Raw genomic sequence first — 21,690 nt, 5'->3', positions numbered from 1 at the left:
GTGCGGTTGCCGTTCGGGTCGTAGGCGATCGACCAGCTCGATGCGGCCGTCGTGATGCTGGTGAGCCGGCTGTTCTCGTCGTAGCTGAAGCTCTGATCCAGCGTTGGTTGCGCGGTACCGTCACTGGCTAGCAGGTGCGTGAAGCCGCTGATGCGATCGGCCGCGTCGTAGCTCACGTCGCGCAGCGCATTGCCCAGCGGGTAGCGCACGATGCGACCGCTCAAGTCGAACAAGCGCATGTGAGTCACGAGGCCGCTGGTCATGTGCCAGTCCCAGCCGCTCACCGGGCCGAAGGGCTCCCACTTCACGTTGCTGATCAGCGAGACGGGCGTGCTGCCCGCGTCCTTGGCCAGGCTCATGCCGATGAGTTCGCCGACATCGCGCGTGATCACCAGCACCCGGCCTGACGGGTAGGTGATCGTCATCAGGTCGCCGTGCGAGTAGGCGTACTTCACCGTCGTCACGATCGGCTCCGTGTTCGCACCGGCCTTGGCGTTCACCGATTGCACGACTTCGGTGATCCGTCCCCGTGGGTCGTACTTGACACGGGCAAAGCCGGCCGGGTGATCGGTTCGACTCAGACGGCCGATGCTGTAGGTGTAGTCCGGGCCGGTGAGGTCCCAGGTCCAGGTGATGGTCTGGCTCGGCTGACCGCTCTGCGTGTAGACGACGCTGGTCAGCCGGCCTTCGAGGTCATAGGTGTAGGTCTCGGTGACGCCACGGCTGTCGGTGCGGGTCTTCAGGCGACGGGCAGCGTCGTAGGTGATGTTGGTGATGCCGGTGTCCGGGCTGATCAACTGCATCGCATCGCCGAAGCCGTTGCGCGGGTACTGCGTGACCAGGCTGCGCGGGTCGGTCACCTTCGTCGGTCGGCGGCCTCCGTCGTACTCAATCGCGGTCTTGCCGTTCTTCGGATCCGTCAGCTCCTTCACGCGGTACTGCGGGTCATAGCCCACACGCGTTTGAACGTTCAACCCGCCCGGATCACGGGTGATCTTTGTGATGTTTCCTTCGGCGTCGTACTCATACGCACGGACCGGCGTCGGAGACACCGGCGGAGGTGGGATGTCAGCGTGGCAGGGAACAGCAGGCAGAAGCAGGCAGGTCGTGACAGCAAGGACCCCTGCATGGGTCGTCGTGTTCATGGTCGAGTTTTGGCAAGCGGTTGATCGATTCGCGCTGCCACACCCTCTCAAGGGGACTGCCTGGCCCGCGCACTGCGCGCATTGAACCGCCGACCTGAATCGATGGCAAGCGTTGCGTGTGGCCGTCGGCGGCCTGCGACACGCCACCGATTGACGATGACACCCATCGCCAATTTGCGTATCTGCGCGCGCCCGCGCAGATACGAAATCAGTGTGCAGAAACGATGGAGACGTTCCTTTCCGAGGACGACGATCAATCCACAGGCCCCGCCGCCGGAATCGTCAGCAGCAACTCCGACTCGTCCACCAACCTGTAGACCGGGCACTTGCCCGACAGGCGCTCGCTGTTGTCGAGAATGATCTGCACACCCTCGCCGCGCTTGTCCATCATCGCGCTGCGCCCCGTCAGGTCGCGCTCATCGTCGGGCACCACGCACTTGGCCAGCAGGCTGGTGATGGCCTCGTTCCGCGCCGCCTGTCGACAGGGCAGGCTGTCGACCGTCATGGTGTTGGGACTGACGCCCGGCGAATACAACTCCAGGCGGTCCGAGAACATGCGCAACCTGATCTTTGCGCCATGGATCGAATAGTCGCGATGCGCCACGGCGTTCACCAGGGCCTCGAACACGGCGTTCATGTCGTACTGGGGCAGGTCACGCCGCCCCTCGCGCTTGGTCGCCGCGATCCGCATGTTCCTGCGAACGAAGTGACAGGCCGCCAGCACCTGCGCGTCGAGCGGCCCTGCCAGGTCCTTGGCGTCGATCTGATGGTAGGTGCCCTCGCCGGGCGGCAGCACATCGGTGCCGCGGTAGGCAACCGCCCGGATGAACGCGTTGGGCAACCAGCGTCGCGGATCTTCGCTCGCCATCAACACACCGGACACCGTGGGACGCAGCGCCCCATCCGCATCCCCACGGGCCACGGCCAGCTTGTCCAGCAGCACGTCCCGGCTGTCGGCAATGCGTGGACCGACAAAGCGTTGCCACAGCTGCGGGACCAGATCGTCCAGCGTCGCCCCAGGCACCAGCTCTTCAGAAAACACAGTCAGATCTCCTGACCCCATCGCTCAACGCAGATTCAACGCCTGCGTCAAATCCCCCATCGCCGCCGACCCGTTCTTCGCGAGTCCTTCATCGCGCATCTTCAATCCCGGCAGCGTCTCCAGCTGCCAGCGCCGCGTGATGAAGCGCAGGATCGATCCGGTGTCGTACGGCGTGTGGTCGACGAAGCCCTTCTTCGCCCACGGCGACACGATGATCGCCGGGATGCGCGTGCCCGGCCCCCACACGTCGCCCTTCGGCACCGGCGCGTGGTCCCAGAAGCCGCCGTTCTCGTCGTAGGTCACGACCACCAGCATGTGCTTCCACTGCGGGCTCTGCTGCAGCTTCGCGATCAGGTCGGCGATGTGCTGGTCGCCCGACGCCACGTCGGCATAGCCCGCATGCTGGTTCAGGTTGCCCTGCGGCTTGTAGAACGTCACCGGCGGCAGCGTGCCCGCGGCCGCATCCTTCAGGAAGCTCTCGTCGAAATCCTTCAGGTGCGCCTTGCGGTACGCGGCCTTCGCCGGATCGGTCGGGTCGACCGTCGCGTAGTAGTTGAACGGCTGGTGGTGCGTCTGGAAGCCGATCGGCGACGCATAGATCACCTTGCGCGCCACCGCCGCCGGCTGCCGGCCCTCGTCGGTGGCGGTGTTCCACGCGCCGCCGTACCAGGCCCAGTCGACGCCCTTGCGGTCGAGCATGTCGCCGATCGTCGCCTGCGTCTGCGGCGGCAGCGTGTTGGCCTTGCCCGCATCGGCCAGCAGGTCGCTGCCCGCGGCCGCCGGCGGCACGCCGCTCGGTTGATACGCCGGCTGCATCGTGTTGACCGCGTAGTACTTGCCGTCACCGGCGTAATCAGCCGGCGTCAGGTTGCTGCTGTTGACATACTTCGGCGGCCCGGCGATCGCCGACGACGGCGAATCGGGCCGCGTCGTGAGCTTCGAACTCCAGCGCCCGTCGGCCAGCCGGTCGACCGCCGAGATCGAGCCCTTGGCCGGCGACTGCTCGGCATCGGGGTACACCGGCACGCAGGCGCACACCAGGTACTGGTGGTTCAGGAACGAGCCGCCGAATGCGCCCATGTAGAAGCGATCCGCCAGCACGTACTGCTGCGCGATCTGCCACAGCCGCATCCGGCTGCCGTCGTAGTAGCCGAGCGACAGGCYGCCGCCATCGGCCCAGGCGGCGAACTTGTCGTTGCGCCCGCCGTTGATCTGCATCTGGTTCTCGAAGAAGCGGTGGTACAGGTCGCGCGTGATCACGTCCTGCCCGACCTTCACGCCGCTGCCCTGGTAGCCCGCATCGGCATCGATCTGGAACGGCCGGTTGTCCTGGTTCGCAGTCGCGCCCTGCGCCAGCGTCACCGCCTGCCCTGCCGCGGTGACGCCGCCCCAGGTCTGCGGCAGCTTGGGCAGCACGACGTTGCTGTCGCGCTCGGTCTGCGGCTGCCAGGTGCCGCGCGACGACGGGTTCACGCCGGGGATGCCGTCGGCACCGGGGAACAGGCCGTACAGGGTGTCGAAGGCGCGGTTCTCCGCAAAGATCACGACGACCGTCTGGATGCTGTCCTGCAGCTTCGCATCGCTGACGGGTCCGCCCGCCGGCGGTGGGGTGCCGCACGCGGCAAGGGAGGCCGCCAGCGCGACGGCAGTGGCACGGATCTTCATCGGTCGCTCTCCTGGTTGTTCTTCGAGGGAGCGCTATCTTCCTTCATTTCCTCCCGTCATTTCGGCAGCGGCTTCAGCTGCTGCAGCAAGGTCGGGATCAGCTCGCTGACCGTCGGGTGGATGTGCATCGCCCGCGCGATCACCGTGTACGGCGCGTTCGCCGCCATCACGTCGAGCAGCGAATGCACGATCTCGTCGCCGTCGATGCACAGCAGCGACGCGCCGAGGATGCGCTCGGTCTGCGCATCCACCAGCACCTTCATGAAGCCCTGCGTCTCGCCGCGCTCCTTCGCGCGGCCGACCCGCGTCATCGGCATCACGCCGACCAGCGCATCGCGCCCGCTCGCCCGCACCTCGGCCTCGGTCATGCCGACGCGCCCGAGCGGCGGGTCGATGTAGAGCGCATAGGCCGGGATGCGGTCGCTGACGCGGCGCGGATCGTCGTCCAGCAGGTTGGCGGCGACGATCTCGTGGTCGTTGTACGAGGTGTGCGTGAACGCGCCGCGGCCGTTGCAATCGCCCATCGCCCAGAGGCCGGGCACGCTGGTGCGCAGCTGGTCGTCGACCTCGATGTAGCCGCGTGCATCGCAGATCACGCCGGCGTGCTCGAGCCCGAGATCGTCGGTGTTCGGGCGGCGGCCCACGGCCACCAGCAGGTGGCTGCCGGTGAGCTCGCGCGGCCGGCCGTCCTGCAGGATGCTCAGGCGGATGGCGCCATCGGCAGCGCGGGCCAGCGAGAAATCGCGCGCCATCGTGAGCACCTCGACGCCCTCGCGCTCGAGGATCGCGCGCACCTCGGCCGACACCTCCGGATCCTCGCGCGACACCAGGCGCCCGCCATGCTCCAGCACCGTGACGCGTGCGCCGAAGCGGCGGTGCATCTGCGCGAACTCCAGCCCGATGTAGCTGCCGCCGATCACCAGCAGGTGCTCCGGCACGACGTCGAGCGCCATCATCGAGGTGTTGGTCAGCACCGGCACGTCGGCGATGCCGGGCCAGTCGGGCACGATCGGACGCGCGCCGGTGTTGATGAAGACCTTCGGCGCCTCGAGCACCTCGTCGCCCACCTGCACGCGGTGCGGCCCGACGAAGCGCGCGTGCCCCCAAAGCAGGCTCAGGTTCTCCATGCCGCCGAGCCACGACGACAGCGACGCCACCGACTGCGCGACGATCGCATCCTTGCGCGCCTTCACCGCCTTCATGTCGACGCGCACCGCGCCGTCGATCACCACGCCGTAGTCCGCCGCGCGGCGCGCGACATGCGCGGTGCGCGCACTCGCCACCAGCGTCTTGGTCGGGATGCAGCCGTCGTTGACGCAGGTGCCGCCCAGGTGCTCGCGCTCGACCAGCGCGGTCTTCATGCCGGCGGCGCACAGCCGGGCCGCGAGGAACGGCCCGGCCTGGCCGCTGCCGATCACGATGGCGTCGAAATGGCGTGTCATCAGAATCCTCCATGGAAGCTGCCGCGCATCATGCGCCGGCATCAAAAAAACCCTGCCTTGGTCGGATTCGAGACAGCGAACTGACAGCCCTCTTCGACGCAGGGGCGCTTGACCCGCCCGTGCCGGCTCCGTAGACTTTGCCGCCTGGGCTCACAAGAATTCTTGTGCCCCCACCCAGCCGGCCGCCTGTCATGCGGCACACGACTCCCACACGGAGACGCTCCCCCTTCAACCGGGCCTCGGCTGCCTTGCCGCCGAGGAACATTGCGTCTTCGAGGCCTGCGTGGACACGAGTCGTCATCGGCTGCTCGACAGCCAGTTCCTGCTTCACAGCGCGTTCGGCGATGCCTGGTTCTTCGACCGCATCGCGCGCTCCTACGAGCCTTCGGTGATCGAGCCGGGCGCCATGCCGGCGATGGACATCCGCGTGCACCATGCCGGCGCCGCCGAGCTGGCCGATGCGTCCGCCGGCTGGCCGGCGCACGCGCGATTCCACCGTTCGCTGAACTACCCGCACTGGAACCTCGAAGGCCCGGCCGATGCCGGCATCGATGCCGGCGGTGCCATCCACCTGCCGGGCGAAGGCATGCTGTTCCGCCACGATGCGCGGCGCGCCTGCCTCGACGTGCACATCGACCCGATGCGCGCCGTGCGCTCCAGCGAGCTGATCTTCCACGCCGCGCGCAACCTGACGCTGTGGCGCCGCGGGCCACGCTTTGCACCGATGCTGCATGCGAGCGCGGTGGTGCTCGATGGCGGGGCCTGGCTGTTCCTCGGCTGCAAGGGGGCCGGCAAGTCGACGCTGTTCATCGACATGGTGCTGCGGCACGGCGCGCGCCCGYTCGCCAACGACCGGGTGCTGCTGGATGCCGAAGACGGGCGCAGCGTGTGGTCGTGGCCCAGCTACCTGTCGTACTGCGAAGGCACGATCGTCGACTACCCCGAGCTGCGTCGCATCTTCGACGCCGGCCTGCGCGACCTGCAGCGCCGCCACATCGATGTCGGCCAGACCTGCGACCGGGCGCTGTACCGGCGCAGCTACGCGCAGCAGCACAAGCGCATCGTCGCGCCCTGCCTGCTGGCCGAGGTGCTGGGCACGCTGTACGTGCCGCGCGCGCCGCTGGCCGGCGTGGTGCGGGCCACGCTCGAGCCGGGCCATGCCGCCGGCGTCACCGTGCATGCCTCGGGCAGCACCGCGGGCCTGCAACATGCCGACATCGCCGATGCGCTGTTCCCGGCCGATGACCCCGATTTCCCGTGCTGGCACGGCGACACGCGAGGCTTCGCGCAGCGGCCGGAGCCCGGTGCCGCGGCGCTCGGCTGGCTGCGCGCCGCCGACGTGCCCTGGCTCGAGATCACGATCGACCCGGTCTGCGGCAAGCACGGGCTGCGCCAGTTGCTCGATCGCTGACGGCCACCCCAACCGCATCCGCACCCTCACCCTCACCCGACCTTCAGGGAGAACAGAAGATGACCACCCTCGACACCCGATGCCGCGAGCTGCCGCTGGATTTCAGCTTCAGCGACGCAGAGCGCAGCGCGCTGGTCCGGCGCCTCGAATCGATCCGTGTGAGCCCGTACAAGGCCTACGAGGCGTTCAGCCACGAGATCCGCATGCTGGTCGCCGGCGATCCGAACCTCGCGCGCTTTCGCGATTTCATGGAGGGGCGCCGGCGCGCGTCCGCGTACGAGCGGCCGTTCGTGTTCGTCGAGAACGGCCCGATCGACAGCCTGCTGCCCGAACTGGGCAATGTCGACCCGGTGGCCGACAAGCACAGGCTGAAGCGCAGCTTCGTCGCCGAAGGCTTCCTGCAGCTGTATGCCGAGGTGGCCGGCGAGCACCCGATCTCGTACCTGAACGTGAACGACGGCGATGTCTTCCAGGACATCTTCCCGAAAGATGCGCTGAAAGACTCGCAATCGCAGAAGGCACTCGGCCCGATCCATTTCCACAAGGACCTGGCGAACCACTTCGTGCGCCCCGACCTGGTCAACATCCTGGCGCTGCGCAGCTGCGACGACAACGAGATCTGGACCACCTTCGTGGCCAACCGCGACGTGCTGGCCGCACTCGACAAGGACACGCTGGCGGTGCTGCGCGAAGCCGCGTTCTACACGCCGTTCGACGACCTGTCGATGGTGGGCGGCAACGTGGCCCTGGGCAAGGCGTCCGAGCATGCGGTGCTGACGCGCGAGGTCGACCTGCGCTTCTTCGAGAACCGCACCGAGGGCCTGACCGATTCGGCGACCCGTGCCGTGAAGCGGCTGACCGCCACGCTGCACGCGATGAAGCGCCGGGTGCTGATGCGCCCGGGCGATTTCGTCTCGATCTCGAACAACCTGTCGCTGCACGGCAAGGAGATCGGCATCGTGCGCAACGAAGCCGCTCAACACCGGCGCTGGAGCATCAAGACGGTCAACGTCCATGCCATCGCGCCGCATCAGCCGCACCTGGTTCCCGGCAGCTCGTACCTGGTCAACGGGTGACCCAAGGGATGACCCAATAGATGACCCAACCGATGACCGCGATGGATGACAGCCTCGCGCCCGCCCGCTGGTGTGCCGTGACGGGCGCGAGCCGCGGCATCGGCCGCGCGGTCGCGCAGGGCCTGCTGGCGAGCGGCTTCAGCGTGATCGGCATCGCGCGCAACGCCGCGCTGCTGGCTGAACTCGAACGCGACTGGCCGCGCCGCTTCATCGCGCTGCCCCACGATGTCGCCCGGCCCGGCCTGCACGCCGCATTCGACCAGCTCGCCGAGCGCGGCCGCCTGCGGCTGCACGACATCGAACTCGCCGTGCACTGCGCCGGCTGCGCCTTCCAGGGGGCGCCGCTCACCGCGATGAGCGATGCCGAGCTGCACGCCACCATCAACACCAACGTGCTCGGCACCACGCTGGTCGTGCGCGACCTCGCCCGGCTGCTGCTGCAGCGCGGCAGCGGCACGCTGGTGGTGCTCGGTTCGATCGCCGGGCACGACGCCGCCCCGCTGATGGCGGCCTATGCCGCGAGCAAGGCCTACACGCAGCAGCTGTTGCGCTGCGTGCGCGCCGACCTGCACGGCTCGGGCGTGCGCGTCAGCTGCGTGCAGCCCGGCACCACCCGCACCGGCCTGCTCGACGGCCAGCCCGGCCTCGATGCCGCCGCCCGCTTCGAAGGCTTCGCGCCGCTCGAAGCGCACGACCTGGCCCGCACCATCGAATGGATCCACCAGCAGCCCGCGCACGTCAACGTGCAGGAAATCAGCCTCTTCCCGGTCGCGCAGAGCCTGTACGTGCGCGGCATCCATCGACACCCACCGGTTCCGGCGCGCTGACACCGCGCCCTTGCCCTCCTCCATCACAGGCCTCCACCATGTCCCACACCGCTACCGTGACCGTCACGCTCCCCGCACTCAGCCTGCCGCTCCCCCCGCCCCCGGCCGAGGTCGGGGTGGGCGTCGACAGCGAGATGATCCAGGTCGCCCGCCTGCTGTGGCCGAGCCCTCAGCAGATCGAGCCGGTCACCGGCGGCCTGTTCAACCGCGTGCTGAAGGTGACGTCGCCGTCCGGCACGCACTACCTGAAGCGCTTCACCGAAACGGCCTTGTCGGGCGACTTCCCGCCGTTGCCGACACGCGCGGCGCAGCGCTGCCTCGTCGCCTGCAGCTGGCACGACCTGGCCTCGCGGGCCAGTGCGATGCACACCGGCACGCCGCCGTTGAGCGTGCCGGCGCTGGTCGCGATCCAGAGCGAGTACGACGTGATCGCGATGGATGCCGCAGCCGGCACGCCGCTGTACGAGCGTCTGCAGGCCAGCGGCAACATCGACGCCACCGACACCACCACCACCGCCGCCGGCCCCGAGCCCCACATCGAGCTGCCCCTGCGTTCGATCGCACGCTGGCTGGGCCAACTGCACGCGCTGCCGCTGCAGCCGCGCGAGAGCCTGCTCGCCGCGAGCCGGCCCTTCAAGGCCTTCAAGATCGAGCTGCAATATGCCCGGCTGATCGATGAACTGCCAGCGCACCTGCATCGCGCGGCGCTGGCCTTCATCCACGACTACCTCGTGCTCGAAGCCGAGCCGGTGCACGGCGACCTGAACTCCCGCAACGTGCTGGTCGACGCCGAGCATGGCGTGTCGGTGATCGACTTCGAGCAGGGCCACTTCGGCGAAGGCTGCTACGACCTCGCCTACCTGCTGAGCGAATACGTGATCCGCGCGCTGCACCACGACCGCGACGCGCTCCCCCTCGTCGCCCGCACCTGGGACCACTACGCCAGTGCGCGGCTGCTGGCCGACCCGCCGGCCTGGCGGCGGCGCCTGCACCTGCACCTGGCCTTCCAGTGCCTGTACCGGCTGGCCGGCCCGACGCGCGCCGTCTGGACCGGCCACCTCGACGACGCGGCCGGCCGGCGCGTGCGCGAGTGGAGCCTGGGCCTGCTGGAGCGCCAGCTGTGAGCCTGATGAGACGCATGCGCTGTGCATGGCACCTGCCCCTCGGCTACATCGGCTTCTTCCTGCCGGCCGGCGTGCTGCTGAGCTACCTGCCGCCCTTCCTGCGCGACAAGGGGCTGGCCCCCGACGAGGTGGCCTGGATCTTCAGCGCCGTGTTCGGCGTCAAGCTGGTCACCGGGCCGCTGCTCGCGTGGTGGGCCGATGCATCGCGGCGCCAGTCGAGCCTGCTGTGGGTGGCCGCCTGGGCCGTCGCCGGTGCCGCCTGGCTGCTCGGCACCTCGACGCATTTCGCCGGGCTGCTGTTCGCGGTGGTCGTCATGGCCGCCTGCCGCAACTACTGCCAGAGCCTGCTCGAGGCCCTCGCCACCCGGCTGCGGGGTGCCGGCGGCGCGGTGCGCTACGGCTCGATGCGGGCGCTCGGTTCGGCCTCGGTGTGTGCCGGCGTGCTGCTGTTCGGCGGCCTGTGGTCGGCCACGGCCGCGTGGCAGCAGGCCGCCTTGCCGCTGTTGGTGCTGGTGTCGGCGCTGGTGCTGATCACCAGCCTGCGCGCGATGCAGTCGGCCGTGCGGTCCATGGTGGAGGTGCCTACGCAGATTCCCGCGCAGTTGCCCGATACCGCGCATGCCGGCATCGCCCGCGCACCCGCGTCGCTTGCCACCCTCAGCGGCGTGCTGCTGCTCGTCGGCGCCACGCTGCTGATCGGCGCCAACGGCATCTTCTACAGCAGCGCCACCTTGCTGCTGCAGCAGCGCGGCATCGGCAGTCCGGCCATTGCCGCGCTGTGGTGCGCGGCCTTCGGCGTCGAGACGCTCGGCTTCGCGGCCTTCGACCGCCTGCGCGCCCGCTGGGGCAACGCCCGGCTGTTCGGCGTGGTCGTGATGCTGTCCCTGTTGCGCTGGTCGCTGCTCGCCACCGACGACGGCCTGCCGTGGCTGCTGCTCGGCTTCATGCTGCACGTCGCCTCGTTCTCCTGGACGCACGCGCTGTGCGCGCTGTGGGTGCGTGACCTGAGCCCAGGCCGCTACGCCATCACCGGCCAGGCGCTCTACACCGCCTGCGCGCACGGCATCGGCATGGCCGGCGCGGCCTGGGTCGCGAGCCGCGTGCTGCCGACCTGGGGCCCCTGCGTGTACGCGCTGGCGACCACGATGACCGCCGCCGGCGCACTCGTGATCGCCACGCGCGACGCGTTGGCCCAGCGGGCCCGCGCCACCGCGGCGCTCCACGCATGACCTCCACGCCGGGAGCCCGCATGAGAGATTGCACCCGCCTCGCCGAACAGCTGTCGCAGGCCACGCTGCGCCACTGCCCGCATGCGCTGGCGGTCGCGCTCGGCGGCTCGCAAGCCAGCGGTCGGCACGACGACCACTCCGATCTCGACCTCGTCGTGCTGCTCGCCGAGGGCGCCCTGGTCGAAGGCGCCCGCCAGATCGGCGAGGCGCTGCTGCCGCTGGTCGCGGAGCCGGTGCAGCTGGTCGGCGGTCCCGCGTGGAAGGAAGGCTTCGGCTGCCGCACCTCGGTGCTGTATGCCGACGGCTTCAAGCTGGAACTCTTTGTCGTGACGCCCGACACGCTGCCGGTCGTCGAGCGCGTGCTGCGCTGGCGGCCGCTGTGGGGTGCGCGGCACCTGATGCCGCTGCAGGCGGCGGTGGCCCGGCAGCTGACCAACGACTGCATCGCGGCGCGCGCCCAGTTCGACGTGGCCTATGCGCACATGTCGATCTGCCGCCACCTGACGCGCGGCGAGCTGTTCGCGGCGCGCCACGTGCTGACCAGCCTGGTCGCGATCGCGATCGCGCTGCGCCTGTTCCAGCTGGGCCGCGCCTACGATCCGGTCGCCAGCGTCAAGCGCATCGTGCGCGACGGCCTCGACAGCGACCGCGTGGTGCGCGAGATCGAGAGTGCGTCGAACCAGCTCGGTGGCAACCCCTTGCAGCTGGCCGCGGCACTGCACATGCTGCGGCGCACCTGCTGGGAGATCCTGCGCGACCTGCCCGAGCGCAGCAAGGGCACCTGCGCGGCGCAGCAGCACCTGGAGCAGATCGCCACTGCGTCCGAGCGCTGGATGGAAGCGAGCGCCGGCAAGGTCCCGGTGCGCGAGTACGTCTCTGATGCGCCGGAGCCTTCGGGATGGTCAGAAATGGATGCCGCGCATCATCTGCTGCAAGGCCATCGCCTCGGGTGACAGCGTTGGCTTGGCCGATTTGTCCCCCTTGGCCGCCGAGCTGTCCGGGAACATCCGGAAGCTGGTGTTCATCACGATCTGCGCGATGCGCGGCACCAGCGCATGCAGCACCTCGCCGGCAATGCCCAGCCGCGTCGCGATGCGCACCGGCTTGTAGACGCAGGCCTGCGCGATCATGTCGGCCGCCTCCTCGGGGGCGAGCGTCGGCACGTTGTTGTAGATCTTGGTCGGCGCGATCATCGGCGTGCGCACCAGCGGCATGTTGATCGTCGTGAAGGTGATGCCGGTATCCGCGTACTCGCTCGACGCGCAGCGCGTCCAGGCGTCGAGTGCCGCCTTGCTGGCCACGTAGGCCGAGAAGCGCGGCGCGTTCGTCAGCACGCCGATCGAGCTGATGTTGACGATGTGGCCCTTCTTCTTCGCAACCATGCCGGGCAGCAGGCCCATCGTCACGCGCAGGCAGCCGAAGTAGTTCAGTTGCATCGTGCGCTCGAAATCGTGGAAGCGGTCGTAGCTGCTCTCGATCGCACGGCGGATCGAGCGGCCGGCGTTGTTGACCAGAAAGTCGACGCCGCCGAAGTTGGCGTTGATCCAGTCGATCAGGTCGCGGCAGCTCGCCTCGTCGGCGATGTCGGACGAGAAGGTCTCGACGCGCGCGTCCTTGCCGGCGGCCAGCAGGATCTCCTTGCGGGCCTCGGCCAGCTTGGCCTCGTCGCGGGCGCAGATCAGCGTGATCGCGCCGGCCTCGGCGAACTTGATCGCCGCCGCGAGGCCGATGCCCGACGAGCCGCCGGTCACCAGCACCACCTTGCCGCCCACCGTGCCGCGCAGCGAGCGGTCGATCAGCAGCGCCGGGTCGAGGTGGCGCTCCCAGTAGTCCCACAGCCGCCACGCATAGTCGCGCAGGTCGGGGCAGGCGATGCCCGAGCCCTTCAGCGCCGCCAGCGTGTCGCGGCAGTCGAAGCGCGTCGGGTAGTTGATGAAGGTGAAGATGTCCTCCGGCAGCCCGAGGTCCTTCATCACCGCGGCGCGCACGCGGCGCACCGGCGCAAGCGCCATCAGCCCCTTCTTGACGCTGCGCGGAATGAAGCCCAGCAGCGCGGCATTGATGAACAGGTTCATCTTCGGCGCGTKCGCGGCCTTGCTGAAGATGTCGAGCACGTCGCCGACGCGGTAGCCCTGCGGGTCGACGAGGTGGAAGCATTTCCGGTCGAGCTCGGCCTTCGCGTGGCTGATGTGGTCGAGCGCCGCGACGACGAAGTCGACCGGCACGATGTTGACGCGGCCGCCCTCGAGGCCGACGCTCGGCATCCATGGCGGCAGGATCTGCCGCATGCGCTGGATCAGCTTGAAGAAGTAGTACGGCCCGTCGATCTTGTCCATCTCGCCGGTCTGCGAATCGCCGGCCACCATCGCCGGGCGGTAGACCGTCCACGGGATCTTGCACTCCTTGCGCACGATCTTCTCGCTCTCGTGCTTGGTCATGAAGTACGGGTGGTCGAGGCCTTCGGCCTCGTCGAACATGTCCTCGCGGAACACGCCCTCGTACAGGCCGGCGGCGGCGATCGAGCTGACGTGGTGCAGGTGGCCGGCATCGATCGCGCGGACGAACTCGACGACGTTGCGCGTGCCTTCGACATTCACGCGCACCTGGCTTTCCTCGTCGGCCGCCAGGTCGTAGACCGCGGCGAGGTGGTAGGCGTGGTCGATCGTGCCCTTCAGGGCCTTCAGCGCGTCGGTCGAGACGCCGAGCTTCTTCGCGGTGAGGTCGCCGTAGACCGGAATGGCGCGCGCCTTCGAGACGCCCCAGTACTGCAGCAGCTCGTCGACCTTGCCTTCACTCTCCGGCCGCAGCAGGAAATGGACGGTCGCGCCGCGGCGCTGCAGCAGGGTCTTGACGAGACGCTTGCCGATGAAGCCGGTGGCGCCGGTGACGAAATACTGCATGCAGTCCTCCTGGGAACGGTCGGGTTGGTTTGGTTTGATTCTTGACCAAACACGCCTGCGCGCCGCTGCGCGATTACCCGAGCCCGCCACCGATGCCGCATAGAGGCTGCGCCCTAGAGAAAGCCGGTGCCGCGTGCGAGGTGCCCTCCTATAGTGGCGCGGCGACGTTCACGTCATCGACTCTCAACAACCCACAGAGGAACCCATGGTCAAGAAACTGCAGAAGATGGCCGAGAAGAAGAGCGCTTCGGCGGCCGGCCTGCTCGACAGCGCATTCGCCGGCACGGTGAAGGATTCGGCGCAGCAGATCTGGCTGGCCGGCCTCGGCGCCTTCTCGAAGGCCCAGGAAGAAGGCGGCAAGGTGTTCGACGCGCTGGTCAAGGAAGGTGTCAGCCTGCAGCGCAAGACCCAGGCGGTGGCCGAGGAGAAGATCGGCGAGGTCACGAACAAGATGAGCGGCATGGCCGGCGACGTGAGCGCCAAGGCCGGCCAGCACTGGGACAAGCTGGAAACGATCTTCGAGGAACGCACCGCGAAAGCGCTGGCCAAGCTGGGCGTGCCGAGCGCCAAGGATGTCGCCGCGCTGACGAAGCGCATCGACGAACTGAGCGCGAAGGTCGCGGGACTGAATGGCAGCGCGCCCGCCAAGGTGGCACGCAAGTCCGCGTCAAAGGCCCCCGTGAAGGCACCGACCAAGACGCCCGCCAAACGGGCCGCACGCAAGGCCGCCTGAGCGGGGTCAGCCCAGCGGACGCCGCGGAACCGGCTCCGCCGGGCCGCTGGCGGCGCCCCCTTGAGGGGGAAGGCGCGCAGCGCCTCCGGGGGTGGTCAACTTTCTACCTCCGGGGGTGGTCAACTTCTGCGGTGGTCAACGCTTCATGTCTTCCCACTCGCGCTCGACTTCCATGAAGGTCGTGACGCTCGCTTCGCGCACCTGCACATGCGTGGTGTCGCCGAAGTCGGCCTGCCGCGTGCCGGCGCTGATGCGCGTGCGCGCCAGCGTGCCCGAGGCGCGCGCGCGCAGCAGCGTCAGGCCGCGCGCCGACCAGTCCATCACCAGCGTGTCGAGCTGGGCCATCGCCTTGCGCAGCAGTTCGGCCGGCAGGTCCTCGAAGRCCTTCATGCCCTTGGTCTTCAGCGCGCGCTCCAGCATGTTGAGGTGCACCAGCACGCTGCGCGAGCGCGGATCGCGGTCGAGCACCGCGCCCAGTTCGAGGCGCATCGCCTGCACGTCGGCGGTGTCCGACGGCGTCATCTTCGGGCCGTCCATCGTGGTGTCGCCGAAGCGGGTCGCGGGATCGTCGAGCACGAGCTTGAAATCCAGGCCCTGACGCTTCAGCCGCACAGGCCGGCGGAACAATCGCTTCAGCCAGCGCACCGGGTTCTTCAGGAACGCATTCGGGTCCGCGGCCGGCTTACTCGCCTTGCCGGCCGCGCCGGACTTGGCCGCCTTGCTTCCCTTGGTGTCTTTGGCGGCCGTGGCCGCTGGCGTCGCAGCCGACGCCTTCATCGGCCGGGCCACTGCGGCAGCAGGCTTGCCTGCCGGTTTGGCCGCACCCTTGGCCGACCCCTTCGCAGCGGCGGGCTTGGTGTCGGGCTTGGATTGGGTCGGAAACTTCATGCTTTGCCTTGTCAGCCCGCGGGCTCAGCGACGATCGTGCCACGAGGGGCCATGGCGCCGTCATCGCAATTTGCCGCCAATTGCTGCCGGCCGGCAATCCATCACGCTTTGATTTCGCACCAATGGGGTGCCTGATGTACCACCCATCATCCCGCAAACCAGCCCGGGAACAGCCACACCATCCCCGCCGTCATCACCAGGTAGCGTGCGAACTTGCCGATCGCCATGAATCCGACGCAGGGCCAGAACGGCAGCTTGAGCCAGCCGGCCACCGCGCACAGCGGATCGCCGACGATCGGCAGCCATGACAACAGGCAGGCCTTCGCGCCGAAGCGCTGCAGCCAGCGCAGCACGCGCACCTCGTGCGGCTTGTGCTTCACGTGTTCGTAGGCCTTCTCGGCGCCGTAGCCCATCCACCAGGTGATCGCGCCGCCCAGCGTGTTGCCGACGGTCGCCACCAGCACGGCCGGCCAGAACAGGCTGGTGTTGGCGCTCACGACGGCCACCACCAACGGCTCGGAGCCCATCGGCAGCAAGGTGGCGGAGACCAGCGCGATCACGAAGATCGAACTGAGGCCATATCGGGGCAGCGCCAGCAGCGCGATCAGCGGGTCGATCCATGCATCCATCCGCGGGCATTATGCGCAGACCCCAAGGGCTATACTCTGCCTCCTTTTTTGGCACTCCCCCCATCATGCCCACCGGCCCCGTCATCGGCGACATCACGCTGCCGAACCGCTTGTTCGCCGCGCCGATGGCAGGGGTGACCGACCGGCCGTTCCGCCAGCTGTGCAAGCGGCTGGGCGCGGGCTACGCGGTGAGCGAGATGGTGACATCGCGGCGCGAGCTGTGGAACAGCCTGAAGACCTCGCGGCGCGCCAACCACGATGGCGAGGTGGCGCCGATCGCGGTGCAGATCGCCGGCACCGAGCCGCGGGAGATGGCCGAGGCCGCCGCCTACAACATCGACCGCGGCGCCCAGGTGATCGACATCAACATGGGCTGCCCGGCCAAGAAGGTGTGCACCAAGTGGGCCGGCTCGGCGCTGATGCAGGACGAGCCGCTCGCGCTCGCGATCATCGAGGCGGTGGTCGCCGCCTGCGCGCCGCGCCGCGTGCCGGTGACGCTGAAGATGCGCACCGGCTGGTGCCAGGCCGAGCGCAATGCGGTGGCGATTGCGCGCGCCGCCGAAGCGGCCGGCATCGCGATGGTGACGGTGCACGGCCGCACGCGCGAACAAGGCTACGGCGGCCACGCCGAGTACGACACGATCGCCGCGGTGAAGGCCGCGCTGCGCATCCCGGTGGTGGCCAACGGCGACATCGACTCGCCCGAGAAGGCCCGCGAGGTGCTCGCCGCGACCGGGGCCGACGCGCTGATGATCGGCCGCGCGGCGCAGGGCCGGCCGTGGATCTTCCGCGAGATCGCRCACTTCCTGGCCACCGGCGAGCACCTGCCGGCGCCCGAGGTGCTGCAGGCCAAGACCTGGCTGCTGGAACACCTGCACGAGCACTACGGCCTCTACGGCGAACATGCCGGCGTGCGCACGGCGCGCAAGCACATCGGCTGGGCGGTGCGCACGCTGCCAGGCGGCGAGGGCTTTCGCGCCCACATGAACACGCTCGACACCTGCGAGGAGCAGGTGCGGGCCGTGACGGACTGGTTCGATCAACTGGCCGGCACGCACCATCGGCTGCCCGCGGCCCATCCCGACGGCGCAGCGAATCACGATCTCATCGAACAACAAGCATGAGCAAGAAGCACATCGAAGAATGCATCCGTGACAGCCTCGAGACCTACTTCAAGGACCTGCGCGGCGTCGAGCCGAACGCCATGTACGACATGATCCTGAAGGTCGTCGAGAAGCCGCTGCTCGACGTCGTGATGAAGCATGCCGACGGCAACCAGAGCCGCGCCGCCGAATGGCTGGGCATCAACCGCAACACGCTGCGGCGCAAGCTGCTGGACCACAAGCTCACCAAGTGATCGAGACCAACCTCATGCAAGCCCTGCTTTCCGTTTCCGACAAGACCGGCGTGCTCGATCTCGCACGCGAACTGCACGCCCTCGGTTGCAAGCTGCTCTCGACCGGCGGCACCGCGAAGCTGCTCGCCGACGCCGGCCTGCCGGTGACCGAGGTCGCCGACCACACCGGCTTCCCCGAGATGCTCGACGGCCGCGTGAAGACGCTGCATCCGAAGGTGCACGGCGGCCTGCTGGCCCGGCGCGACCTGCCGGAGCACATGGCGGCGCTGCAGCAGCACGGCATCTCGACGATCGACCTGCTGGTCGTCAACCTGTACCCGTTCGAGGCCACGGTGGCGAAGCCCGGCTGCACGCTCGAGGACGCGATCGAGAACATCGACATCGGCGGGCCGGCGATGGTGCGCTCGGCCGCGAAGAACTGGAAGGATGTCGCGGTGCTGACCGACGCGTCGCAGTACGCCGGCGTCGTCGCCGAGCTGAAGGCGTCCGGCAGCGTGAGCCGCGAGACGAAGTTCAAGCTGTCGGTGGCCGCGTTCAACCGCATCGCCGACTACGACGGCGCGATCAGCGACTACCTGTCGTCGCTGCAGGCGGACGGCAGCCGCAGCGCGTTCCCGGCACAGAGCAACGGCCGCTTCGTGAAGCTGCAGGACCTGCGCTACGGCGAGAACCCGCACCAGGCCGCCGCGTACTACCGCGACCTGAACCCGGCGCCGGGCTCGCTCGTCACCGGCAGGCAGCTGCAGGGCAAGGAGCTCTCGTACAACAACATCGCCGATGCCGATGCGGCGTGGGAGTGCGTCAAGTCGTTCGGCCCGGGCGACGCGCCGGCCGCCTGCGTGATCGTCAAGCATGCGAACCCGTGCGGCGTCGCGATCGGCGCGGATGCGGCGCAGGCCTACAGCAAGGCGCTGCACACCGACCCGAGCTCGGCCTTCGGCGGCATCATCGCGTTCAACGTCGAGCTCGACGGCGCGGCCGCGGCGCTGGTCGTCAAGCAGTTCTCCGAGGTGCTGATCGCGCCGTCGTTCAGCGCCGAGGCGCTCGCGATCTTCAAGAGCAAGCCGAACGTGCGGCTGCTGCAGATCGCGCTGCCGCCGGGCGGTGCCACGCCGTGGTCGCAGGGCCGCAATGCGCAGGACGTGAAGCGCGTCGGCTCGGGCCTCTTGATCCAGAGCGCCGACAACCACGAGCTGGCGCTCGCCGACCTGAAGGTCGTCACCGTCAAGCAGCCGACGCAGCAGCAGCTGCAGGACCTGCTGTTCGCGTGGAAGGTCGCGAAGTACGTGAAGAGCAACGCGATCGTGTTCTGCGCGAACGGCATGACGCTCGGCGTCGGCGCCGGGCAGATGAGCCGCGTCGATTCGTCGCGCATCGCGAGCATCAAGGCCGAGAACGCGAAGCTGTCGCTGAAGGATTCGGCGGTGGCGAGCGATGCGTTCTTCCCGTTCCGCGACGGGCTGGACGTGGTGGTCGACGCCGGCGCGAGCTGCGTGATCCACCCGGGCGGCAGCATGCGCGACGACGAGGTGATCGCCGCCGCGAACGAGCGCGGCATCGCGATGGTGCTGACCGGCATCCGTCACTTCCGTCACTGAAGCCGGCGGCTACCATCCCGGCATGACCCGTCCTGAGTTCGTCGGCTTATTGCTCTCGTCGATCGCCCGCCTGATCACCGGTGCCCAGGGGCACTGGTACGGCAGCCCGCCGAAGGCCGAGCAGCGCATCTACTTCGCGAATCACCAGAGCCACTTCGACTGGGTGCTGATCTGGGCCTCGCTGCCGCACGACCTGCGGGCGCAGACGCGGCCGATCGCCGCGCGCGACTACTGGACCTCGTCGCCGCTGAAGCACTGGATCACGCGCGAGGTGTTCAACGCCGTCTACGTGAGCCGCATCCGCACCGAGGACGAAGACCCGCTGGAGCCGCTGGTCGAGGCGCTGCGCAACGGCGACTCGCTGGTGATCTTTCCCGAAGGCACGCGCGGCAACAAGGGCGAGCCGCAGGCCTTCAAGGCCGGCCTGTACCACCTGGCCGAGCAGTTCCCCGGCGTGCAGCTGATACCCACCTGGATCGACAACGTGCAGCGCGTGATGCCCAAGGGCGAAGTGGTTCCGGTGCCCATCCTCTGCTCGGTGACCTTCGGCGCACCGATGACGCTCGCGCCCGATGAAGAGAAGCGCGCCTTCCTCGACCGTGCGCGCTCGGCCGTGATGGCGCTCAGCAAGGTGGCGGCCTGATGGGTGCGCTGCGTCAACTGACGGTGACCCAGCAGGTCGGCCTGCTGTTCGTGATCATCTTCGGGCTGCTGGCCATCGTGACCGGCCTGGCCTTCGCGCGTTCGCTGCGCGAGCTGTCGCCGGAGATGGCCGAGCTGACCGAGCGCTTCCGCCGCGAGCTGCGCGCGGTGTGGATCGGCACGGTGCTGTTCTGGGTGGCGTGGGCCTCGGGCGCGTTCATCGCGACGCTGCTGTTCGCGCTGATGAGCTTCCTCGCGCTGCGCGAGTTCATCACGTTGACGCACACACGGCGCGGCGACCACCGCGCGCTGCTCGCGGCCTTCTTCGTCGTGCTGCCGGCGCAGTACTTCCTCGCCGGCACGCGCCACTTCGACCTGTTCACGGTGTTCATCCCGGTGTATGCGTTCGCGGCGCTGCCGATCCTCGCGGCGCTCGGCAACGACGCGACGCGCTTCCTGGAGCGCACCGCGAAGATCCAGTGGGGCACCATGGTGTGCATCTACGGCATGAGCCATGCCCCGGCGCTGCTGCTGCTCGATTTCGAGGGCTACCAGGGGCGCGGTGCCTTCCTGGTGCTGTACCTGGTGCTGGTGGTGGCCTGTGCGCAGGGCGTGCAGGCGCTGGCAAGCCGGCGGGTGCGGGCGCGGCCGGTGGCGCGGCAGATCGATCGCACGTTCTCGTGGCGCGCCTTCGTGATCGGCGCGCTCGGTGGCGGGCTGGTCGGCGGGCTGCTGTACTGGATCACGCCGTTCAAGCCGGCGCAGTCGCTGCTGATCGGCTTCATCGCCTCGGGCTGCGGCACGCTGGGCTCGCTGGTGATGCAGGCGCTGAAGCGCGATGCCGGCGTGCGGCGCTGGGGCAACCGGGCGTCGGTCACCGGCGCGGTCGGCCTGCTCGACCGGGTGGCACCGCTGGCGTTCGCGGCGCCGGTGTTCTTCCATTCCGTGCGCTGGTATTTCGATGCCTGACGCAGGCAGCGCGTGATGCGGATACTCGGCATCGATCCCGGCTTGCGGACCACCGGCTTCGGCGTGATCGACGTCGACGGCCAGCAGCTGCACTACGTCGCGAGCGGCACCATCAAGACCGATGCTGCCGACGCCGGCCACCTGCCGGCGCGGCTGAAGATCATCTTCGACGGCGTGTGCGAGGTCGCCGCGCGCTACGAGCCGCACTGCGCGTCGGTCGAGATCGTCTTCGTCAACGTGAACCCGCAGAGCACGCTGCTGCTCGGCCAGGCGCGCGGCGCGGCGCTGACCGCGCTGGTGTCGGGCAACCTCGACGTGGCCGAGTACACCGCGCTGCAGATGAAGAAGGCGATCGTCGGCCACGGCCAGGCGCGCAAGGAGCAGGTGCAGGAGATGATCATGCGGCTGCTGAAGCTGCCCGGCCTGCCCGGCAAGGATGCCGCCGACGCGCTCGGCCTCGCGGTGTGCCATGCGCACGCCGCGAAGTCGTTCGCCGCGATCGACCGCGCGACGCAGCGCACGCGCACGACGCGGGCGCAGTTCAAGGCGGGGCGGACGTACTGAGGATGCGGATGATGTGGCATGGCTTGGCGCGGCGCGTGGCCGCGGGGATCGCCTTTGTGGCCGTGGCGGGCGCGGCCTGCGCGCAGGAGGGGCCGTCGTTCCCGCCGCTGGAAGCCTCCGGCGCCGCCCCCTACGTCATCGGCGCCGAGGCCGATCTCGCCGCATCGCCGAGCTGGACCGACCTCGAGGCCATCGCCCTGAAGGAGGCCCAGCTCACGCGCGGCGCCTTCACCGGCGCCGATGGCGTGAAGATCCACTACCGGCTGTACCAGCACCGCGCCGAGACGCGCGGCGGCATCGTCATTTCCACCGGCCGCACCGAAGGGCTGGCGCTGTACCAGGAGACGGTGCGCGACCTGGTGCGCAGCGGCTACTCGGTCTACATCCACGACCACCGCGGCCAGGGCTTCTCGCAGCGGCTGCTGCCGCAGGACGACTCGATCGGGCAC

At 68.9% G+C, this 21,690-nt stretch carries 20 protein-coding genes and 1 pseudogene; 14 read left to right on the top strand and 7 right to left on the bottom strand.

The genetic code is table 11. The annotated features are described in order from the left end of the window. The 4 genes and pseudogenes from AC1DXV_RS16705 to AC1DXV_RS16690 all read right to left on the bottom strand — a co-directional run. Positions 1–974: pseudogene (locus AC1DXV_RS16705) on the bottom strand (hypothetical protein); the annotation flags it as partial. A 424-nt stretch (positions 975–1,398) separates the two neighbouring features. Further along, complete coding sequence (locus tag AC1DXV_RS16700; RefSeq protein ID WP_477934587.1) at positions 1,399–2,187, bottom strand: ATP-binding protein; 789 nt, start codon at positions 2,185–2,187, stop codon at positions 1,399–1,401. Between the two features lie 24 nt (positions 2,188–2,211). Continuing rightward, entirely contained in the window at positions 2,212–3,852 is a 1,641-nt protein-coding gene (gene acpA / locus AC1DXV_RS16695; protein ID WP_477934585.1) for an acid phosphatase, read from the bottom strand. A gap of 56 nt (positions 3,853–3,908) precedes the next feature. Next, positions 3,909–5,294: an FAD-containing oxidoreductase gene (locus tag AC1DXV_RS16690; protein WP_477869368.1), complete on the bottom strand. Its 1,386-nt coding sequence runs from the start codon at positions 5,292–5,294 to the stop codon at positions 3,909–3,911. A 283-nt stretch (positions 5,295–5,577) separates the two neighbouring features. Here AC1DXV_RS16690 and AC1DXV_RS16685 point away from each other — a divergent pair, with 283 nt between their 5' ends. Genes AC1DXV_RS16685 through AC1DXV_RS16660 form a run of 6 tightly spaced genes read left to right on the top strand, consistent with a single transcriptional unit; the run spans position 5,578 to position 11,914 of the window. Next, positions 5,578–6,705, top strand: coding sequence for a phosphoenolpyruvate carboxykinase (ATP) (locus AC1DXV_RS16685; RefSeq protein ID WP_477934583.1), 1,128 nt, complete (start codon positions 5,578–5,580; stop codon positions 6,703–6,705). A 59-nt stretch (positions 6,706–6,764) separates the two neighbouring features. Further along, a complete protein-coding gene (locus AC1DXV_RS16680) occupies positions 6,765–7,781 on the top strand; it encodes a Fe(II)-2OG oxygenase family protein (RefSeq protein WP_477869364.1) in 1,017 nt (338 codons plus the stop codon). Between the two features lie 20 nt (positions 7,782–7,801). Beyond that, positions 7,802–8,608 carry an SDR family oxidoreductase gene (locus AC1DXV_RS16675; RefSeq protein WP_477934581.1) on the top strand — a complete coding sequence of 269 codons (807 nt, stop codon included), beginning with the start codon at positions 7,802–7,804 and terminating at the stop codon, positions 8,606–8,608. Between the two features lie 38 nt (positions 8,609–8,646). Then, positions 8,647–9,732: a phosphotransferase family protein gene (locus AC1DXV_RS16670; protein WP_477934579.1), complete on the top strand. Its 1,086-nt coding sequence runs from the start codon at positions 8,647–8,649 to the stop codon at positions 9,730–9,732. Between the two features lie 5 nt (positions 9,733–9,737). After that, a complete protein-coding gene (locus AC1DXV_RS16665) occupies positions 9,738–10,961 on the top strand; it encodes an MFS transporter (protein WP_477934591.1) in 1,224 nt (407 codons plus the stop codon). A 20-nt stretch (positions 10,962–10,981) separates the two neighbouring features. Continuing rightward, positions 10,982–11,914 (top strand): nucleotidyltransferase domain-containing protein, encoded by a 933-nt coding sequence (locus AC1DXV_RS16660; protein WP_477934577.1) that lies wholly within the window; start codon positions 10,982–10,984, stop codon positions 11,912–11,914. Here AC1DXV_RS16660 and AC1DXV_RS16655 read toward each other — a convergent pair. After that, entirely contained in the window at positions 11,864–13,861 is a 1,998-nt protein-coding gene (locus AC1DXV_RS16655) for an SDR family oxidoreductase (protein ID WP_477934575.1), read from the bottom strand. The genes AC1DXV_RS16660 and AC1DXV_RS16655 overlap by 51 nt on opposite strands. A 205-nt stretch (positions 13,862–14,066) precedes the next feature. Here AC1DXV_RS16655 and AC1DXV_RS16650 point away from each other — a divergent pair, with 205 nt between their 5' ends. Continuing rightward, positions 14,067–14,594: a phasin family protein gene (locus tag AC1DXV_RS16650; RefSeq protein ID WP_477866962.1), complete on the top strand. Its 528-nt coding sequence runs from the start codon at positions 14,067–14,069 to the stop codon at positions 14,592–14,594. Between the two features lie 135 nt (positions 14,595–14,729). Here the strand turns inward: AC1DXV_RS16650 and AC1DXV_RS16645 are convergent, their stop codons facing one another. Both AC1DXV_RS16645 and AC1DXV_RS16640 read right to left on the bottom strand, forming a co-directional pair. Next, positions 14,730–15,482, bottom strand: a complete 753-nt coding sequence (locus tag AC1DXV_RS16645; RefSeq protein ID WP_477934573.1) for a hypothetical protein — start codon at positions 15,480–15,482, stop codon at positions 14,730–14,732. A gap of 146 nt (positions 15,483–15,628) precedes the next feature. Next, a complete protein-coding gene (locus AC1DXV_RS16640) occupies positions 15,629–16,111 on the bottom strand; it encodes a YqaA family protein (protein WP_477866966.1) in 483 nt (160 codons plus the stop codon). Positions 16,112–16,176: 65 nt separating this feature from the next. Here AC1DXV_RS16640 and dusB point away from each other — a divergent pair, with 65 nt between their 5' ends. The 7 genes from dusB to AC1DXV_RS16605 all read left to right on the top strand — a co-directional run. Beyond that, positions 16,177–17,235, top strand: a complete 1,059-nt coding sequence (dusB, locus tag AC1DXV_RS16635) for a tRNA dihydrouridine synthase DusB (protein ID WP_477866968.1) — start codon at positions 16,177–16,179, stop codon at positions 17,233–17,235. Beyond that, the gene (locus tag AC1DXV_RS16630; RefSeq protein ID WP_047500781.1) at positions 17,232–17,468 is read left to right on the top strand and encodes a Fis family transcriptional regulator; all 237 of its coding nucleotides are present in this window, start codon (positions 17,232–17,234) and stop codon (positions 17,466–17,468) included. Before dusB ends, AC1DXV_RS16630 begins: the two co-directional genes overlap by 4 nt. Positions 17,469–17,482: 14 nt before the next feature. Beyond that, a complete protein-coding gene (purH, locus tag AC1DXV_RS16625; protein ID WP_477866970.1) occupies positions 17,483–19,066 on the top strand; it encodes a bifunctional phosphoribosylaminoimidazolecarboxamide formyltransferase/IMP cyclohydrolase in 1,584 nt (527 codons plus the stop codon). 22 nt (positions 19,067–19,088) lie between these two features. Continuing rightward, positions 19,089–19,709, top strand: coding sequence for a lysophospholipid acyltransferase family protein (locus tag AC1DXV_RS16620; protein ID WP_477825615.1), 621 nt, complete (start codon positions 19,089–19,091; stop codon positions 19,707–19,709). Continuing rightward, positions 19,709–20,677 carry a phosphatidate cytidylyltransferase gene (locus AC1DXV_RS16615; RefSeq protein ID WP_477934571.1) on the top strand — a complete coding sequence of 323 codons (969 nt, stop codon included), beginning with the start codon at positions 19,709–19,711 and terminating at the stop codon, positions 20,675–20,677. The genes AC1DXV_RS16620 and AC1DXV_RS16615 overlap by 1 nt, the downstream gene beginning before the upstream one ends. Before the next feature lie 15 nt (positions 20,678–20,692). Continuing rightward, positions 20,693–21,241: a crossover junction endodeoxyribonuclease RuvC gene (gene ruvC, locus AC1DXV_RS16610; protein WP_477934589.1), complete on the top strand. Its 549-nt coding sequence runs from the start codon at positions 20,693–20,695 to the stop codon at positions 21,239–21,241. 11 nt (positions 21,242–21,252) lie between these two features. Continuing rightward, the coding region (locus AC1DXV_RS16605) for an alpha/beta hydrolase (protein ID WP_477934569.1) at positions 21,253–21,690 on the top strand (438 nt) is incomplete at its 3' end.

Source organism: Rhizobacter sp. P3_C12, from assembly GCF_056402735.1.
The sequence above is the reverse complement of the archived record's forward strand: the minus strand, read 5'-3'. Positions and strand labels throughout refer to the sequence as shown.

Bases quoted from the DNA above. Each gene is read 5' to 3' on its own strand.
- AC1DXV_RS16690 (WP_477869368.1), bottom strand. From the start codon at position 5,294: ATGACACGCCATTTCGACGCCATCGTGATCGGCAGCGGCCAGGCCGGG.
- AC1DXV_RS16680 (WP_477869364.1), top strand. From the start codon at position 6,765: ATGACCACCCTCGACACCCGATGCCGCGAGCTGCCGCTGGATTTCAGC.
- AC1DXV_RS16675 (WP_477934581.1), top strand. From the start codon at position 7,802: ATGACCCAACCGATGACCGCGATGGATGACAGCCTCGCGCCCGCCCGC.
- AC1DXV_RS16670 (WP_477934579.1), top strand. From the start codon at position 8,647: ATGTCCCACACCGCTACCGTGACCGTCACGCTCCCCGCACTCAGCCTG.
- AC1DXV_RS16665 (WP_477934591.1), top strand. From the start codon at position 9,738: ATGAGACGCATGCGCTGTGCATGGCACCTGCCCCTCGGCTACATCGGC.
- AC1DXV_RS16660 (WP_477934577.1), top strand. From the start codon at position 10,982: ATGAGAGATTGCACCCGCCTCGCCGAACAGCTGTCGCAGGCCACGCTG.
- AC1DXV_RS16650 (WP_477866962.1), top strand. From the start codon at position 14,067: ATGGTCAAGAAACTGCAGAAGATGGCCGAGAAGAAGAGCGCTTCGGCG.
- AC1DXV_RS16640 (WP_477866966.1), bottom strand. From the start codon at position 16,111: ATGGATGCATGGATCGACCCGCTGATCGCGCTGCTGGCGCTGCCCCGA.
- AC1DXV_RS16630 (WP_047500781.1), top strand. From the start codon at position 17,232: ATGAGCAAGAAGCACATCGAAGAATGCATCCGTGACAGCCTCGAGACC.
- purH (WP_477866970.1), top strand. From the start codon at position 17,483: ATGCAAGCCCTGCTTTCCGTTTCCGACAAGACCGGCGTGCTCGATCTC.
- AC1DXV_RS16620 (WP_477825615.1), top strand. From the start codon at position 19,089: ATGACCCGTCCTGAGTTCGTCGGCTTATTGCTCTCGTCGATCGCCCGC.
- AC1DXV_RS16615 (WP_477934571.1), top strand. From the start codon at position 19,709: ATGGGTGCGCTGCGTCAACTGACGGTGACCCAGCAGGTCGGCCTGCTG.
- ruvC (WP_477934589.1), top strand. From the start codon at position 20,693: ATGCGGATACTCGGCATCGATCCCGGCTTGCGGACCACCGGCTTCGGC.